Source organism: Helicobacter aurati (assembly GCF_003364265.1).
GTDB lineage: Bacteria > Campylobacterota > Campylobacteria > Campylobacterales > Helicobacteraceae > Helicobacter_A > Helicobacter_A aurati.
Genome location: NZ_NXLW01000003.1, coordinates 132,205 through 149,319 on the forward strand (window position 1 = coordinate 132,205; position 17,115 = coordinate 149,319).

Annotated in this window: 14 protein-coding genes; 11 read left to right on the forward strand and 3 right to left on the reverse strand. The window is 35.9% G+C overall.

Annotated elements, in window-relative coordinates:
* The first annotated feature begins 432 nt into the window (after positions 1-432).
* Together ppk2 and CQA66_RS02715 are read left to right on the forward strand one after the other, a co-directional pair.
* Entirely contained in the window at positions 433-1,356 is a 924-nt protein-coding gene (gene ppk2 / locus CQA66_RS02710; protein WP_104762701.1) for a polyphosphate kinase 2, read from the forward strand.
* A gap of 88 nt (positions 1,357-1,444) precedes the next feature.
* The gene (locus CQA66_RS02715) at positions 1,445-2,437 is read left to right on the forward strand and encodes a CinA family protein (protein ID WP_104762700.1); all 993 of its coding nucleotides are present in this window, start codon (positions 1,445-1,447) and stop codon (positions 2,435-2,437) included.
* A 170-nt stretch (positions 2,438-2,607) separates the two neighbouring features.
* On the opposite strand, the gene dut is transcribed toward CQA66_RS02715, so the two are convergent.
* Positions 2,608-3,066, reverse strand: a complete 459-nt coding sequence (dut, locus tag CQA66_RS02720; RefSeq protein WP_104762699.1) for a dUTP diphosphatase — start codon at positions 3,064-3,066, stop codon at positions 2,608-2,610.
* A gap of 128 nt (positions 3,067-3,194) precedes the next feature.
* Between dut and yidD the strand changes: the two genes are divergently transcribed.
* The 4 genes from yidD (at position 3,195) to mnmE (ending at position 7,701) form a co-directional block, all read left to right on the forward strand.
* Entirely contained in the window at positions 3,195-3,596 is a 402-nt protein-coding gene (gene yidD, locus CQA66_RS02725; protein WP_104762698.1) for a membrane protein insertion efficiency factor YidD, read from the forward strand.
* A 10-nt stretch (positions 3,597-3,606) separates the two neighbouring features.
* Positions 3,607-5,289 (forward strand): membrane protein insertase YidC, encoded by a 1,683-nt coding sequence (gene yidC / locus CQA66_RS02730; protein ID WP_104762697.1) that lies wholly within the window; start codon positions 3,607-3,609, stop codon positions 5,287-5,289.
* 84 nt (positions 5,290-5,373) lie between these two features.
* Positions 5,374-6,270: a Jag N-terminal domain-containing protein gene (locus CQA66_RS02735; protein ID WP_104762696.1), complete on the forward strand. Its 897-nt coding sequence runs from the start codon at positions 5,374-5,376 to the stop codon at positions 6,268-6,270.
* A 24-nt stretch (positions 6,271-6,294) separates the two neighbouring features.
* Complete coding sequence (gene mnmE / locus CQA66_RS02740; RefSeq protein ID WP_104762695.1) at positions 6,295-7,701, forward strand: tRNA uridine-5-carboxymethylaminomethyl(34) synthesis GTPase MnmE; 1,407 nt, start codon at positions 6,295-6,297, stop codon at positions 7,699-7,701.
* 20 nt (positions 7,702-7,721) lie between these two features.
* Here mnmE and CQA66_RS02745 read toward each other — a convergent pair whose 3' ends face one another.
* Positions 7,722-8,549: a prephenate dehydrogenase gene (locus CQA66_RS02745; protein ID WP_104762694.1), complete on the reverse strand. Its 828-nt coding sequence runs from the start codon at positions 8,547-8,549 to the stop codon at positions 7,722-7,724.
* Between the two features lie 130 nt (positions 8,550-8,679).
* Between CQA66_RS02745 and CQA66_RS02750 the strand changes: the two genes are divergently transcribed.
* From CQA66_RS02750 to ccsA, 3 genes are all read left to right on the forward strand, one after another.
* Positions 8,680-9,291 carry a thioredoxin family protein gene (locus CQA66_RS02750; protein WP_158657001.1) on the forward strand — a complete coding sequence of 204 codons (612 nt, stop codon included), beginning with the start codon at positions 8,680-8,682 and terminating at the stop codon, positions 9,289-9,291.
* Between the two features lie 69 nt (positions 9,292-9,360).
* Positions 9,361-9,945, forward strand: a complete 585-nt coding sequence (locus CQA66_RS02755; protein ID WP_104762692.1) for a thioredoxin fold domain-containing protein — start codon at positions 9,361-9,363, stop codon at positions 9,943-9,945.
* An 18-nt stretch (positions 9,946-9,963) separates the two neighbouring features.
* Positions 9,964-13,104: a cytochrome c biogenesis protein CcsA gene (ccsA, locus tag CQA66_RS02760; RefSeq protein ID WP_233707696.1), complete on the forward strand. Its 3,141-nt coding sequence runs from the start codon at positions 9,964-9,966 to the stop codon at positions 13,102-13,104.
* 365 nt (positions 13,105-13,469) lie between these two features.
* On the opposite strand, the gene dapF is transcribed toward ccsA, so the two are convergent.
* On the reverse strand, positions 13,470-14,261 hold the full coding sequence (dapF, locus tag CQA66_RS02765; RefSeq protein WP_104762691.1) for a diaminopimelate epimerase: 792 nt from the start codon (positions 14,259-14,261) through the stop codon (positions 13,470-13,472).
* A 105-nt stretch (positions 14,262-14,366) separates the two neighbouring features.
* Between dapF and CQA66_RS02770 the strand changes: the two genes are divergently transcribed.
* The gene (locus tag CQA66_RS02770) at positions 14,367-16,388 is read left to right on the forward strand and encodes a DNA polymerase III subunit gamma/tau (RefSeq protein ID WP_104762690.1); all 2,022 of its coding nucleotides are present in this window, start codon (positions 14,367-14,369) and stop codon (positions 16,386-16,388) included.
* Positions 16,388-17,110, forward strand: coding sequence for a hypothetical protein (locus CQA66_RS02775; protein WP_104762689.1), 723 nt, complete (start codon positions 16,388-16,390; stop codon positions 17,108-17,110). The genes CQA66_RS02770 and CQA66_RS02775 overlap by 1 nt, the downstream gene beginning before the upstream one ends.
* The last annotated feature ends 5 nt before the right edge of the window (positions 17,111-17,115 follow it).

Sequence of the window (17,115 nt, forward strand, 5' to 3'; positions counted from 1 at the left end):
CTTCACTGAAATACTTTCAGATTAGCTATTTCATTTTAGGCAAGCTATATAAAATGATTTTTAGTTGGCATTCTCAAAAATGAGATAACCTTAATGAAATTAATGAAGTAAAAAGCAACATCATTACAAGACAATACTAGTAAATAATGTGTTCCGATTGAGAATTGTAACATAAAATTATTGAAAAATTGAGATAAATATTCTAATAAAGAAGTTATTGTTTTAGAACATCTTATATTATTTTGTTATATATTTTCATATATTTTAAATCAGTTCCAAATTATTACGAATCAATTTAAGAAATATTGTTATTTTAAGTCATAAAGTAGTGAACATTGCAAAATAATCGATATTAGAGCACATAACTTAACGCTTTTTAAGTAATTTTTAGATATATTCCACAATTCTAAATATAAATTTACAAGGATAATCATGGGCAAAAAGCAAATCGTCGTAAGACCAGAAGAATCTTTAGAGCCAAAAGAAGTGTATAGCAAAAAGAAAATTATTAATCATCACCATCTTTTCAAAGATGATTTTTATGAAAAAGAATTACGAAAACTAGAGATAGAGCTCGTTAAATTGCAAAATTGGGTAAAGAAAACAAAACAAAAGATTGTCATCATCATGGAGGGAAGAGATGGTGCAGGCAAAGGAGGAACGATTAGAGCATTAACGACACATCTCAACCCTAGAGGATGTCGCGTCGTTGCATTGCCTAAGCCCACAGAGGAAGAAAAAACAGAATGGTATTTCAAACGCTACATCAGTACACTTCCTACTGGAGGGGAAATTGTATTTTTTGATAGGAGCTGGTATAACCGCGCTGGCGTTGAAAAAGTTATGGGATTCTGTAGCCAAGACGAATATAAGGAATTTATCTATCAAGTAAGCAACTTAGAGCAAATGCTTGTAGCAAGCGGAACAATGATTTTTAAATACTTCCTTAACGTTTCTCAAGAAGAGCAAAAAAGAAGAATAGAAAGACGAAAGAATGACCCTCTAAGAATGTGGAAATTAAGCCCTATTGATGCGAAGTCTCTGAATTTATGGGACGACTACACCGAAGCCTTTGAGAAAATGTTCTCTCGTACGCATACTCCTTATTGTCCTTGGATTATTGTAGATTCTAATGATAAGAAACGTGCAAGGCTAAATGTCGCAAGGGACTTATTAAGTAAAGTAGATTATGAGGATAAAGACCAAAATTCAGTTTGTCTGCTAGCCGATCCGAATATCGTGCATTTATATTCACAGCAATCAAATTTCATTAAGAAGAATAAAAACTTCAAAATCTTTAAAGAAGAGAAAGGCAAAGATTCCAAAGAAGAAAAAGCAACTACCAAAGAACAATAGTTTAAGCAATCCTAACGTACGTTATATTTTATGGGTTGTGCTAGAGTTGGCGATAATTAGAATCTTTTACTGGCAATCAAGGAAATTTATGAATAAAAAATCTTACAAAAAATATATGTTTTCTAGTAAAGATTCTAAAGATTATCCAAAAAAAGACAACCGATATAAAAGAAAAATTTCCAAGTTGTTAGCATTAAAGAAAAATAATATAATCGACGCGCAGAATCTCGCCCATTCCTCAAAGCCTCATAAAAGCCCACCTAAATCCCCTACAACCAAAGCAAAACAAACGGTTGATTCACAAAAAAAGTATAACCATTCTTACAAACACCAATCTGTACCTATAACACAGAATCATGACCAAGAAAACATTTGCTTCGAGATATTAGGGTTCGAACAACAAAGTACATTACAAATTATTGGCGGCTATGCCAACAAACACCATATTACACTCTCATGCCCCCCTGATAATCATTACGAAATAATTGCGCAAGGCAATCATTCTCACTTAGAATCTTTCTTTCAAGAGCTGCAAGCACTATTCGGAGAAAAGCTCTTAAAAGGAGACTTGGTAGCTTTCTTTATACAAAAGCTCATACGCGAATCATTAACAATTTGTGTAGCCGAATCTTGCACGGGTGGTGTGTTAAGCGCAATGCTAACAAGTGTAAACGGTGCTAGTCAAGTCTATAAAGGGGGTATAACTGCTTATAGCATAGAATCCAAAAAAAACATTCTAAAAATACAAGATTCCATATTGCAAGAATCTGGCGTCTATTCTGAAGCATGCGTAAGGGCTATGGCAAGAAGTGCTATGCAGCTCTTTAATGCAGATATAGCTATCGCGACAAGCGGCTTAACGACAAAAGACACAAGTGCCAATAATTTTCTGAAATTACCTGCTGGATATGTTTTTAGCTGCATATTGTGTAAATCAAAATTACCTATCGTCATTTCACAAAATTACCTCTCAACGCCCCCTCTTACCTCGACTCATACAGCCATCCCATCAAGACTCTTCATTCAACAACAAGCAAGCCTTTGGGCGATACGGCTAGCACTTAATGCGTTAAATGTATAGCCAAATCTCAATGAAATACAAACTGGCATAATTATGCCAGTTTGATGTAATTATCGAATCTCCGAATAATCTAAAGATTATAAAGCTTTTCCTAAGCAACAACCATTTTAAATAATCGCTTACAAAACTATCAAAAGTCTAGCCCAAAGAAAGAAGAAAGAAAAAGCAAATTATATCCCCGTACTACCGAATCCTTTCTCTCCACGTTCTGTGCTATTCAGAGTAGAAACTTCTACAATCTTCACGATAGGCAGTTTTTGCACAACTCCTTGTGCTATTCTATCGCCTTTACGAATTATAAAATCTTCCCCAAAATTCACAATAATTATTAATAATTCCCCTCGATAATCGCTATCAACGGTTCCAGGGGAATTCAGAATAGTAATTTTATGCCGCAAGGCTAAGCCGCTCCTTGGTCGCACTTGCATCTCATAGCCTTTTGGCAATTCCATACTAAGACCGGTGCGAATAAGAGCATGTTCATTGGTTTTAATGCAACAAGAATGGAGTGCATAAAAATCAAAACCAGACGCCTCTTCACTTCCAAACGTAGGAATCACTGCTTCCTTGTCTAGCTTGCAGAACTTCACAATGACCTCATCAGCCAACAATCGCTTATCGTTATCCATATTTCTACCCTAAACTTTCAATTATAAATTTTAGTATTTTATAAAACAATTTATAATGCACTCGCTTCTAATAGTAGAAACTACAACATTGCTCAATGAAGAATCTGCAATCTCACAGAGGGAATAATATGCAAAGCCTTTTTCTGTTTCTCATCACAATGTATCAGCGATATATTTCCCCATTTATCCCGCCTGCATGCCGTTATTATCCAACTTGCTCCAATTACGCTCTGCTTCTAATCAAATTTGATAATATACTTTGCGCTTTACTCAAAATTTCTTATAGAATCTTATCATGCAACCCGCTAAGTAAAGGTGGATTTGCTCCAGCGTTTGTATTCCTTGCAGCCAAAAAATACAAAGAGAAGCAAAGGCATCAGAGATTGCTTTGCTTTCAGCAAACACACAATTTATCCCGAATATGCCCTCAAATACCGCAAAAACTTACCTACTTTTTCGTGGAATCCAATACGCATTTATTATTGCGTAGATTCCAAAAATTCTATATAATTTCAGTTTATCTAAAATAAAGGTTTGCCAGTGGATAAACAAAGTAACCTTCGATTAATTTTAGCAGTAGCCATTTCATTTGTAGTGATTGTTGTTTGGTCAAAGTTCTTTACTCCTGAACCCATACGAACACCTACTACAATTGAACCAAACTTGACTAAAAATAAAATGGAGAGTGAAGTCCCTAGCGCAGTTACCAATACTTCTTCACAACAAACAACACAATCACAAGCCGACTCTTCAAGCAATTCTCTTTTGCCCGATTCACTCACACAAAAAGACATTATCACCAGAGTGGAAGGTAGTCAATTTGATATGGATATAGATTCCAAAGGTACTATTGTTCAAGTATATCTCAAGGCAGATAAATACACACAACCACATCAAGAAGGTATTTTTACTCATATTGGACGATTATTCGGTATGGTAGGCGGAGAAAACAAAAAGCTTGAGAGATTACCTCTTCTAGCCAATAATTCTAGTCTCTATCCTTTGCAAATATTCTTTGTTGACAATCATTTGCGCGAGCTCGCAAATAGTGTTCCCTATACGGCAAACATCGATCATCTTGTAGTTGACAATGAAGCTCAAACACTAACCTTAACACAGAATCTCGGCGAAATCGTTGTAGAGAAACAGCTTACTATCTACCCAAATATGACATACAAAATTACAATTAACCTTAGCAAACCCGCACAATACATTATTAGTAATGGTATGCGACCCAATGCGGATGGCGATAGCTATGCGTTCCAAGGCGTGCTTTTACAAAAAACCGATACAGCAATAGAAAAGGTGGAAGACGGTGATGCAAAAATAGAAGGACAAAATTATTCAGATGCACTCTATATTGCGAGTGTAGATAGATATTACACGAGTTTATTCTTTAATATTGATAAGCCGCTTTCTGTTGTAGTCGGAGCTTTTGCTAAAGGATTGCCTAGACCGTTTGTGAATCTTAAAGAGCAAAATGAAACCCTTTATGGCTATATTGGACCAAAAGACTATAATCTCTTAAAATCCATTAACCCGCATTTAACGAGCGTTGTAGAATACGGCAGAATCACATTCTTTGCAAAATACATTTTCACTCTGCTTGACTATCTCTATCAATACATGGGAAATTGGGGAATGGCTATCATTGTGCTTACTCTAATTATCCGAATCATTTTGTTCCCTTTAAGCTTTAAGGGAATGGTTAGCATGCAAAAGCTTAAAGATTTAGCTCCCAAAATGAAAGAGATTCAACAAAAACACAAAGGCGATCCACAAAAACTACAAGCTGCGATGATGGAACTCTACAAAAAGCATGGGGCTAATCCGCTTGGTGGTTGCTTGCCATTATTATTGCAAATCCCTGTATTCTTTGCTATTTATCGTGTCCTCTATAATGCTGTTGAGCTAAAAAATGCGCCTTTTTTTGCTTGGATACACGACTTAAGTGTTATGGACCCCTATTTTATTTTACCTGTCCTTATGGGCGTATCTATGTATGCACAGCAAGCTATTACTCCAACCGCCTTTAGCGACCCTATGCAGGCAAAAGTTTTCAAATGGCTGCCTGTAATTTTTACAATTTTTCTTATCACTTTTCCTGCAGGATTAATCTTATATTGGACAATAAACAACATCATTTCCATAGTCCAACAACTCGCGATTAATAAAATACTAGACATAAAAAAACAGAAAGGGAAATATTCTCAACATAAATAACAACTCTAACCCTGAAAATAAAAACAATCACCACAAGTTACTATATAATAATTTTAACAATATCAAAACTGTGGGGTAAAATAAATGAAAAGGTTTACTGCGAATACTATAGACTCTTGTCTACTACAAGCTTCAAAATATTTTAGTTGCTCAATTGCGCAGCTTGATTATGAAATAGTGCAGAATCCAAGCACGGGCTTTTGGGGGTTTGGTAAAAAGGAAGCAATCATTATTGCGGATTGCATCACATTAGATGGACTGCAAACGTTACAAGATTCTCATGCAAATACTACCAATCAGCACCAAGATGATTCTGTCCGACAATCTTTGCATAACGAGCAAGTGATACAAGCTTATACCATCAAGAATGTTATCACTTCCGATAATGACTCCAATCAGCTGCCATGGAAAGATATTTCTGATAATTCGACAAGTATCATTTCCCAAGAGGATGCTAATCATACAATAGACACAACGTTAATTACAGAAACAAATACTCAAAACATAGTCTCAACGTGCTCTATTATAGAAGAAGAACTAACCGAACTTCTCAAATTACTGCCTCTTGATATAAAAAAGATTGAAGTAAAACCATACAACAATCACACCGTTTCTATTTTAATAGACGGCATTGATTCAGCCCTGCTAATTGGGCAAAAGGGCTACCGCTATAAATCTTTGAGTTATCTATTATTCAATTGGATACACACTTGCTATGGTTATGGTGTGCATTTAGAAATAGCGCAGTTCTTAAGAAACCAAGAAGAATCTATAAAGGCTTATCTCGAGCCAATTATACGCACGGCTCAAGAGCAAGGCAAAGCTGAAACCAAGCCTTTAGACGGTGTGCTTGCCTATATTGCATTAAAAATCTTGCGACAAGAGCTGCCACATAAATACATTGTCTCTCGTGATACAGGAAACGGTGAAAAATCGATTATCATTAATAGCTTCATCAACAATGCCTATACTGACACATAATAATTATATAAAAAGTGAGAATGTATGAATGAACAGCAACACACAATTGTAGCAATTTCTAGCGGTATCTCTAAAAGTGCTATAAGCATCGTTCGCCTAAGCGGAGAAAAAGCCTTAGAGATTGCCTATCAATTCATTATGCCAAAACACAACCAAGCCATTCATACAAATTATCCATCAAATTCTTCAAAAAATATTCGACTTATCCCACGTAAAGCTACTCTATGCTCCCTTTATGATTCAAAAGGGAGACTTCTTGACAAAGCAATTATGATTTACTTTAAAGCACCTTTTAGCTTTAATGGAGAAGATATAGTAGAAATTCAAAGTCACGGCGGATTACTTATCACACAAGAGATTCTCAAATCTGCGCTCGATTTTGGTGCAACTCTAGCTAGTCCGGGAGAATTTAGCAAACGTGCTCTTCGTAATGGTAAATTAGATATGGTAGAGCTTGAGGCAACAATAGCACTTATTAATAATACAAACACCAACCTAACACAGCTTCTTGTACGTAACCTTACAGGAGAATGTGCAAGAATGTTAGAATCAAGCAGGCAAGCTATCTTAGAAATTATCGCTCAAATCGAAGTGTGCATTGATTATAGCGAAGAGGATTTGGATCCTGCTATTTTGGAGAAATCACTCTCTTCACTACAATTTCTCATTAAAAGATTCCGCGCCATTAGAGAATCTAGTGCGCATTACTCTCGCTTACAAGGGGCAAAACTAAGTATTCTAGGCAAACCAAATGTAGGGAAAAGCTCCTTACTTAACCTGCTGCTCTTACGCGATAGGGCAATTGTCAGTCAAGAAGCAGGCACAACAAGAGATGTGATCACTGAAAGCTTAGATATTAACGGCAATATCATCTCTCTCTCCGATACTGCAGGTATTAGAACAAGCTCAAATTCTATTGAGAATCAAGGCATGCAACGTAGCCTAGAATGCGCAAAAGAGAGCGAAATACTGCTTTGTGTGTTTGATTTATCGCGTAATATGGATGAAGACGACTACAAAATACTTGACTTTATTCATTTAGATTCTATAAAAACCAAAAGTATTCTTATTGTGCTCAATAAAAATGACTTACCGAAAAAAAACACTTACGACTTTTCAGATTTCAACTATTGCGTTATCAACACAAAAGACATAAACCATCGTCAAATAATCACAGACAAGATTCAAGAATATATCACCATGCACATTGATAGCGACACGTTTATTCTCACCAATGCCGCTCAAAATACTTTCCTAGAATCTGCCCTCAATAACCTTATGAAAGCTTCATCGCTTTTAGAAAAAAATATCTTAGAACTTGCAAGCTTCGAACTCATGGAATCTCTTAAAAATCTCTCTGCTATTACCAAACCATACAATGTTGAAGAAATATTAGATTCAATGTTTTCACAATTTTGTGTAGGGAAATAACTAGGGGGAATAACCTCTGATTAAAGAAACTCATAAAGAGAATTTGCATGCCGCATCCAATCCTCCAATTTATCCCATTCCTCTCTTTCAATATAACCTTTTGCAAGAGCTATATTTTTCTCAAATTCTCGAATAGATTCTAAAAGATGCTTTCTGTTATGCTTAAAAATATCTCTCCAAGTGATAGGCGAACTTTTAGATAATCTACTCGTGTCGCGAAAGCCGCCGCCAATAAGAGCTAAAATATTTTCTGGTTTTTCTTGTGCCAATACGGTATTTGCAAGAGCAAAACTAAGAATATGAGGCAAGTGTGAGATATAGGCAATATGCGCATCATGATTGCACGAATCCATTTTAATAATTTGCATACCAAGTGAAACAAAAATCTCCTTAGCAAAGCTTAATTGTAATTCGCCGCTCTGTTCAGTATCTGTAAGAATGACAATTTTATTTTTAAAGAGCCCCTTTTGTGCCGCTTTTGGTCCGCTATACTCAGTGCCGCTCATGGGATGTGCGCCAATGTAGTTTTTACGGATAGCTGGGTTAATGAGACTATGAATGAGGGATTTTGTGCTACCCATGTCAATAATTGTTTGACTAGAGGATATGTTAACCAAATTATTAACTATTGTTGCGACAATATCGAGTGGAACAGCGATAAAGATTACAGCGCACGAAGAAATTTCCTCTAAACTCACACATTCATCAACAAGTCCTAAATGAAGTGCTTGTTGTTCATGCAATGGCTTAGAATCGTAACCTAGAATACTTTGAAAAAGTCGAGTTTCTTTGAGTGCTAATCCTAAGGAACCGCCAATTAACCCTAGTCCAATGATACCAGCTTGCATAGTATTCCTTTGTGGAGAATAAGAATTGTAAAATTTATGATTCAAAAAATATTTGAAATTATAGAGTAGAATTATAACTCAATATATAGATTAGATGCAAAGACCGACAATCTATGAAAGGCAAATAGTCATGTTCATTGCTCATACTTCTTTATTACGCACGCAGCTTTCTCATCCTAAGGATTCTTTCTGCAATATATCTTGTATATTCCTCACAATAGCAACATTCATTTTTACACTATCTTTTGCATATTCACAAGAAACCAAAACACAACAAGAGAATGCGCAATCCTCTGATGATCTGACATTATTATTCCTTGACAACAAGAACATTACTATTGGCGATAAACATGTTTTGCTTATTTTCAACAAAAACGAATGTTATTACTGTGAGATTTTAAAAACCAGCCTGATTGAAAATCCAACCATACATGGCTATTTAATATTAAACTTTTCCACATATCTCATTAATATTAACTCTAAAACAAAACATAACATCCCTTATTTGAAACTTTCAGGCGTTAATTCCCTTGATATGGCAAAACTTTACAAAATCACTGCATTACCATCAATGGTTTTTATCAGCACAGATTCCAAAGAAATTATGCGAATCGTTGGATTCCCTGGGGAAAGAAGGCTTATACGGATTTTAGAATTTGTTAATAACGATTTATGGAAGCAATTTGACACACAAAAAGATCGCATTGAAGGATTCCTAGAATATGAAGAAGACTCCCATTAAATATTCATATATTGCAACTCCCACAAACATTTCTTGACAACAATGTCCGAACCTTTTAAAGGAGAGATTATGAACAAACAATCTTTTATTTGCGCTACCACGTGCGTAATTTTACCACTCTTAATTCTTGGATGCAAGGAGAGTAAAATCACTATTGGCGATGGCAATAACAACACGCAAACACTAGAAGAAATCAGCCAAAATATCGATACGGCGAGCTACAAAGGCTTAGAAGACGTTTTTAGTAATTCTGCACATATAGAATCCAAAAGCAAACCTATCATGTTAATTTTTGCTAAAAATAATTGCACTTATTGTGAAAGACTCAAAAACGATATTGCCAAAGACAGCTCTCTTAGAAACTTAATTAAAGAAAATTTTGTTTCATACTATATCAATACAAGCTACAGCAAATCACATCAAGTAAGCTTCCTTAATAAAAATATGCCGACAGATTCTCTAGCTTTAACCTATCAATTGGAAGCTACTCCTCTTATCGTCTGGGTTGAACCTAATGGCAAGAAAATCCTTAGCCTACAAGGCTATGACAAAAAATATTTTGTTTCTATGCTCCATTTTATTGAAGAAAAAAAATATGCAGAAGAAGAAAATTTCGAAAAACGAATGCAGCTTTTCACTCAAACACTTAAATAATGGCACTAAGGAGCAATTATGCGAAGGATAAAATTGCTTGTTACAAGCCTTTTTGCCTCTATGCCGTTAAGCATTTTTTTAATGGCACTTTATGCAGCCTGTATTGGCTGGGCTACATTTGTAGAAAGAGATTATGGCACTTTAGTAGCCAATGATGTGATATACCATTCATGGTGGTTTGAACTGCTCAATGTGTGGTTACTTCTAAACATACTTGGTTGTCTTAGGCAAAGTATGAGAATCGGAGTAAAAATAAGCATGCTTATTTTCCATTTTTCCTTTGTAATTATCATCATCGGTGCAGGAATAACAAGATTCTATGGTTTTGAAGGAAACTTAGTATTAAAAAATGGAGAAACTAGCTCATTTATTACTTCCACACAAAATTTCTTAAACGTGCTTGTAAGCAATGAACTTACCAATAACGCCACACCGCGAGATATAGAGCCACTTAATAGCTTTAAAGAAGGATTTGATATTACACTTAGCCCTTATATTAGATATTCTTCTTTTAATGTACAAAAAACAGTGTTTGACAAAACGTTATCCATCCGTTCAGTAGGCATTGTTAATTATTCTCTACAAGCACTTTATGCCAATGCTAGAGATTCAGACAAAGAACCAACAACGCAAGAAATTAGTGAAGCAAAAAAAGAAAATCACTATTTAGCAACCTTTGAAATTGAATATAATGGAATAAAAAAGCTCTTGCAAGTCTCCAATAGAGGAGAAATTGCCATTGAGAAGTTTGGCAATCGCTACATAACTTTATCATGGGGACCAAAGTCAATACTTCTGCCTTTTAGCATTACATTGCAAAAGTTTGAAGTTATTAATTATCCAGGTTCACAAATGCCCTCAAGCTATGCTTCCTATGTAGAAATACATGATGAAGCAACAAAAGATACTTTTGAATACAAAATTTTTATGAATCATGTTTTGGATTTCAAGGGGTACCGCTTTTTTCAATCTAGCTACACAACCGATGTTGATGAGCAAAGAAAAATGATTTATACAGGCACTGTCTTATCGGTCAATAATGACCCTGGTAAGATTCTCACATATATTGGCTATACACTTTTGATTCTAGGTGCAATTTGGCTTTTATTCGATAAAGACTCGCGATTTAAACAATTAAGCGACTTTGTGCGCCAACAAAAAGTACTACTCTTTCTTATCGGGATAATGATTATTAGCTCTGTACAACCTACTCTCGCTAAAGCTACCGATAAACAGCATTTAGATTCTGATGGCATAGTAGCAAAACAGCAAATCCAAACATTTATGCAGTATTTTGACGAGCTAGCACAAAAGCAACAAGAACTAGCCCCTCTCCTCAATGATACAAGCCAAGAAGCAATCCAAAGACATCTCGAATCGCTAAAACATGTCCCGCAAGAATATTTAGAAGACTTTGCCAAACTACAAATACAAGGTATGGATGGACATATCAAAATTATGGATACATACAGCAACGAAGTAATCCGCAAAATTGTAGAATCTTCAACGTTTCGCGGATTAGAACACAATCAATTTCTCATAGGACTTATTGCTTTGCCGCAAGACATGGCAAAACTACGTTTTATTCATGTCAAAAATGCTCAAATTCTTAAAATACTAGGAGTTACACAAAGCAGCTTCGTCTCATTTAATGACTTATTTGTTGCAGATTCTTTGCCAGATATTTATGCTTATGCGGCTTTTCCCACTGAAGAACTTTTAGAGAAATTTAAACAAGGCTATAAACTCTATCACTTTGTCATCACAGCAAGCAAAAAATCTGAAGCCGAACGTAATGAATTTGATAAGCAAATCCTCAAGCTGCATGACAAAATGGACTATTTAATGCCTTTTTCTATCTGGAATTATTTAAGAATATTCCCGAATCCAGATAACATTCAACGAGATTCCAAACAAGCACAAAACAACACTATTGGCAAAGCAAATAGAGACTTGCAACAAACAAATATAGACCCTGATACATTTCATAAACTGCATACTTGGCAAGCATTAGGCAATCCTTTTTTACTCAAGGACCCCTTACTCATTTATTTCTATAATAGCCTTGTAACGAGCTTGCAACAAGGCATTTTGCAAGATGATTGGAGTAGGCTTCCTCAAGCTTTACGCGCAATACATGATTATCAAGAAAGAAGTGCGGGAATCTTATATTTAGATTCTATGCGGGTAAAATCCGAATTATTTTTAAACAAAACAGATATTTTTCCTGTTTCACAATATTTTTATTTGCTATTAGGCATGCTACTTTTCTTTATTGCTTTGATTGCCATCATTACCAATAAGAAAATTCCACAATGGCTAGGTAAAACTTTGCATGCTATGCTATTACTTGTATTCCTCGCACATACCGTAGGACTTCTTTTGCGTTGGTATATTGGAGGACATGCTCCTTGGAGCAACGCCTACGAGTCTATGCTATATATTGCATGGGCAAGTGCTCTTTCTGGAATCATTATTCTACGAAAGTCTCTTTTTGCGCTATGTGGATCAAGCTTTTTAGCTGGACTAGCTTTAACCGTTGCGCATTGGGGGTTTATGGATCCACAAATCGGGAACTTGCAACCCGTATTGCAATCCTACTGGCTTAATATCCATGTTGCAGTGATTGTTGCAAGCTATGGATTCTTGGGGTTATCATTAATGCTAGGAATTATAAACCTCATTTTATTTATATTTAGAAGCCCTAATCGCAGCCAAATTGATACCTCAATTCTCTCATTGAGCGCGATTAATGAAATGAGCATGATTGTGGGTGTACTCATGCTAAGTGCTGGAACATTTTTAGGTGGTGTATGGGCGAATGAATCTTGGGGAAGATATTGGAGCTGGGATTCTAAAGAAACATGGTCTCTAGTTTCTATTGGAGTCTATGCCTGTGTCTTGCATATTAGACTATTAAAACCTGTCTATATTGTATTCCTCTTTAATGTGATGTCTGTATTGGCATTTTATAGCATTATCATGACATATTTTGGTGTGAATTACTATTTAGCAACAGGCTTACACTCCTATGCACGAGGCGATGTACAAAATGAAATAAATATTCGTCTTTTTATCTGTATGGGACTTACTTTGTTGCTTATTGTTTCTGCATTTATGAAAAGAAAGTTACTTTATACTAAAGATTTGTATGATTAAATACATCGAGATTCGATAAAGTAGCAAAGCCTTGCGCTTACAAACTCGCTATTTTTTGCTCATGCTTGGGCAGGGGTTAAGCGGCTCTTTTATTTCATTGCTTAACGTTGCTACGCACAAGTGCATTTCGATTTAAATGAGAATCAAATGGTGTCAATGGCGTTTTATAGCAATGTATTCGCCCTTGTTTTTCTCGGATTGTTGTATAAAACCATTTGATTCTATATTGCTCTATTCCGAATCTGACGGACACTATTGTAATATGATAATATGTAGCAATTTTGCTTTTATATTAAGGCTTAAGAACTACATCTATTTGTCGAATCTCCGCCGAACAGATAACAAAAAACGCTGTACTGCATTGATTAATTAATCACACAATCGCATATTTTTTTTGCAATACCGCTGCAATATATTTCATTATCAATGCAACTAACTTTCAATTTCTCCTTACTTGGAGGAACAAGAATACCTTCTTGTGCAAAATCGCCTATGCAGACATAAACAGCACTTGCTCCAGTACCACAAGCTTGAGTAACAGCTTCTATACCGCGCTCATAAGTTGCATAATAGGTTATATGGGAATCTCTAAAGGCAATATTGACATTGGCATTATATTTATGTCGCAATTGCGCAAGAAATTGGGTGTCTGCAACCAAAGTGTAATAATCTTTCATAGAGGAAACTAAGCACACTAGATGCGGAATTGTTATCTCAATCAATTCAAACTCATAGACATTGTTTTTTCTGTATTCTACAAAATTCCCTTTGATACTATACCCGCCCAATTTACTTTGAATATAGGCTTCTTGTGCATTAAGAATCTCTTGAATTTCAGTTGTGATGATGCCAGCCTTACTAAGAAAATTATGTCTATTGGAAGCTAAATTATTATGATACGCATAAAGACTCACCGCACGACTAGCATTCCCGCACATATTTGCAACACTTCCATCTGAATTATAAAACTCCCATTTATATGAGGCTTCTACATTGCTTTCGGCTATTGATAGTGGCAACAATACGACCAAACCATCAGCCCCTATACCATGGAATCTATTACAAAGACGTACAGCCATTTCGCTTCGATTGGCAGAAATAAAACTATGAAATATTAAGAAATCATTGCCGCTTGCACAATATTTACTAAGTAACATCTCTTTTCCTTATCGCTACTATATTTTAACACGATATTTATGCTATTTGCTAGATATTAAGCAATTTTATCTATAATTTGCACATTTTTGTTTATCGAGCGTAATATGACTACGAATAACATGCCCCCATGGGATATAAATGAACAACACAAGAATCCTATTGACATCAAAATGCCCTTTGTCATGCCAAGGGGTATTTTTGACGAAGTGAATCCCCCTACACCGCAAACCGAACCGGCACATATTAATATCACAGAAATAACCACAAAAGACACTGCAAGCTCCGCTACTATCACGACAACAACGACACATAACGACACGATAGGCAATAGCGTAACATCAAATGACTCATATAGCCAATCTTGCCACACAAAGAATATCGCGCTTGCTATAAAATACAGACCCAAACTATTCTCTGAACTCATTGGGCAGGAGAGTGTTACGCGCACTCTTTCCTTGGCACTTGCCACACAAAGAATTTCGCATGCCTATCTCTTTAGCGGTCTTCGTGGTAGCGGAAAGACTTCTTCAGCCCGTATTTTTGCACGTTGTTTGCAATGTCAAAAAGGCATAAGCTCAAAACCGTGCGGAATATGCCCAAGCTGTAAGTCGGCATTGCAAGGGAATAATCTCGACATTGTGGAATTAGATGGCGCAAGTAATAGAAAAATCGATGATATTCGTGAAATCATTGAACAAACCAAATACAAACCGAGCATTGGAAGATTCAAAATATTTATTATTGATGAAGTACACATGCTAACTAAAGAGTCGTTTAACTCTTTACTTAAAACGCTTGAAGAACCTCCTAGCTATGTTAAGTTTATTCTAGCAACCACCGACCCACTAAAAGTCCCGCCCACTATTCTTAGCAGAACGCAACATTTCCGATTCAGAAAGATTCCAACAAATACGTTAAAAAATCACCTTATCGCTATTCTTAAACAAGAACAGATTCTCTATGATGAAGCAAGTATTGATATGATTGTTCGTAACGGGCATGGCAGCGTCCGTGATACTCTTACCTTGCTTGATCAGGCAATTATTTTTTGTCAAAATCATTTAAACGCCCAGAAGCTAGCAGATATGTTAGGCGCGCTTGATTTGCAAAGTTTTAATGTCCTCTTTCATGCTTTATTGCAGAAAAATAAACAAGAATGCTTGCGCTTTGTTAGTTCCCTTGATGATTATGAAGTTGAAATGGTGTTAGATTCTCTTAGCGTATATATCAAAGAACAATTGATACAAGATAAGATTATGCCTGTCATGGCTATGCGATATGCAAATATCATTGCAGATTCTAAAGTGTTACTACAACTTGATTGCGATAGTGATTTTTGCTTATTGCTAACAATATTAAAAATGCTCGAGGCGCAAAAAATACATGACATAGAATCTAGCATTGCACAACTAGAATCTAATGCAAACTTCTACCGTGAACTTGAAACAGCCAAAGACGTCGCTACGGTTGCACAACCAACCAACAAACCAAGCCCCATAATGAAACCGCTAGATTTCACAGAGGCAAATGCTAAGTCTCATCAAGACGCTCAAGTTGGTATCTCTACTAATAGAATATCAAACGTCACTGCCCCAGCAGATTTAGAAACAGAATCTCCCAATAACACAGATTCTACTCTTTCAATAGCAAAGCAGCAATATGCGCAAATGTTGGAGGCAATTAGTCAAAGGGATTTCACCACGGGAGAAATTTTTGAGAAACATATTGTTTTTGAAAAACTAGATTCTTCTTTTCTCTATCTGACTGCCTATACAACTGAGAAACAAAATCTCACTTTGCGACATGCCTACAAAGGTATTATGGACATTACACAACATATTTTTGGTCCAAATATCAAGATAAAAGTCGATAAAAAAGCCCCTCATTTACATCCATCTCTAGCACAAATGCAAGCAGATTCTGCAGTTATGCCTACCAACACGTCCGCATTGGATTCTGTATCCAACAACATTACAGAGGCAATAGAATCAGAATCTAAGCCCCCCAAAGAAGTCAATATCACCGAAAATACATTACAAGATTTTATGAAAGAAAATCAAAAGATTCTAGGAACAATCAAGAATGAATTAGACATTAATGCAATAAAACTTGTGGATTATAAATAATGCCTTATCTAGCTTTCTATCTTATATTTCTTTGTCTGCTGCAAGCTAGTGAAACTTCTCTCTACGACACACAGCCTGCGGATTCTGTGCAATATAACGCTCAAGTTCCCAATGAAATACAACAAACATCTCCTGAACAAATCCAATGGATTCGCAAGGAATATAAAGGCAATCCTGCGCAAAGCGATATGTTATATTATCAACAAAGAGAAGCACAAAAAGCCATACAAAAGGACTCTAGCCTACAAATACCTGCCGAACGTACTCCAGAGATAGAACAAATAGCCGAAAGCCCGTGGCATGAGTTTGTTGTTTCTTATGTGTTTAAGCTTGTTAATGACGCTCCTTATGGGGAATCCTATAAAATCGCTGTGCCACTTGTCTCTAAAGCACACGGCAAGCAAATAGCAAAAGCCTGTGAGATTCCAACAAAAGAAACTTATTATTCCTTAACACTCTACCCTTTCTATACAGAATCACAAACCAAAGCAAGTATCAAAAAACAAACGCAGCATAAGCTATACGACTTTTTGCGAGAATATAAAAACGATGTGCTTTTATGTCTAATACAACATAATGCAATGATTGATGATACAAGTCTTACTATTAATTTAGAATCTCGCACGAAGACAATTGCTAGTTTACGCGCTCATCTCCTTGCGCGTTTTAGTGGCGGTGTCTTAATGCTGAATATCCTTGAAATGCGGGAGAATAGATTCTAAGGAAA

Coding starts and splice junctions, on each gene's coding strand:
- ppk2 (WP_104762701.1), top strand. CDS start 433: ATGGGCAAAAAGCAAATCGTCGTAAGACCAGAAGAATCTTTAGAGCCA.
- CQA66_RS02715 (WP_104762700.1), top strand. CDS start 1,445: ATGAATAAAAAATCTTACAAAAAATATATGTTTTCTAGTAAAGATTCT.
- dut (WP_104762699.1), bottom strand. CDS start 3,066: ATGGATAACGATAAGCGATTGTTGGCTGATGAGGTCATTGTGAAGTTC.
- yidD (WP_104762698.1), top strand. CDS start 3,195: ATGCAAAGCCTTTTTCTGTTTCTCATCACAATGTATCAGCGATATATT.
- CQA66_RS02735 (WP_104762696.1), top strand. CDS start 5,374: ATGAAAAGGTTTACTGCGAATACTATAGACTCTTGTCTACTACAAGCT.
- mnmE (WP_104762695.1), top strand. CDS start 6,295: ATGAATGAACAGCAACACACAATTGTAGCAATTTCTAGCGGTATCTCT.
- CQA66_RS02745 (WP_104762694.1), bottom strand. CDS start 8,549: ATGCAAGCTGGTATCATTGGACTAGGGTTAATTGGCGGTTCCTTAGGA.
- CQA66_RS02750 (WP_158657001.1), top strand. CDS start 8,680: ATGTTCATTGCTCATACTTCTTTATTACGCACGCAGCTTTCTCATCCT.
- CQA66_RS02755 (WP_104762692.1), top strand. CDS start 9,361: ATGAACAAACAATCTTTTATTTGCGCTACCACGTGCGTAATTTTACCA.
- ccsA (WP_233707696.1), top strand. CDS start 9,964: ATGCGAAGGATAAAATTGCTTGTTACAAGCCTTTTTGCCTCTATGCCG.
- dapF (WP_104762691.1), bottom strand. CDS start 14,261: ATGTTACTTAGTAAATATTGTGCAAGCGGCAATGATTTCTTAATATTT.
- CQA66_RS02770 (WP_104762690.1), top strand. CDS start 14,367: ATGACTACGAATAACATGCCCCCATGGGATATAAATGAACAACACAAG.
- CQA66_RS02775 (WP_104762689.1), top strand. CDS start 16,388: ATGCCTTATCTAGCTTTCTATCTTATATTTCTTTGTCTGCTGCAAGCT.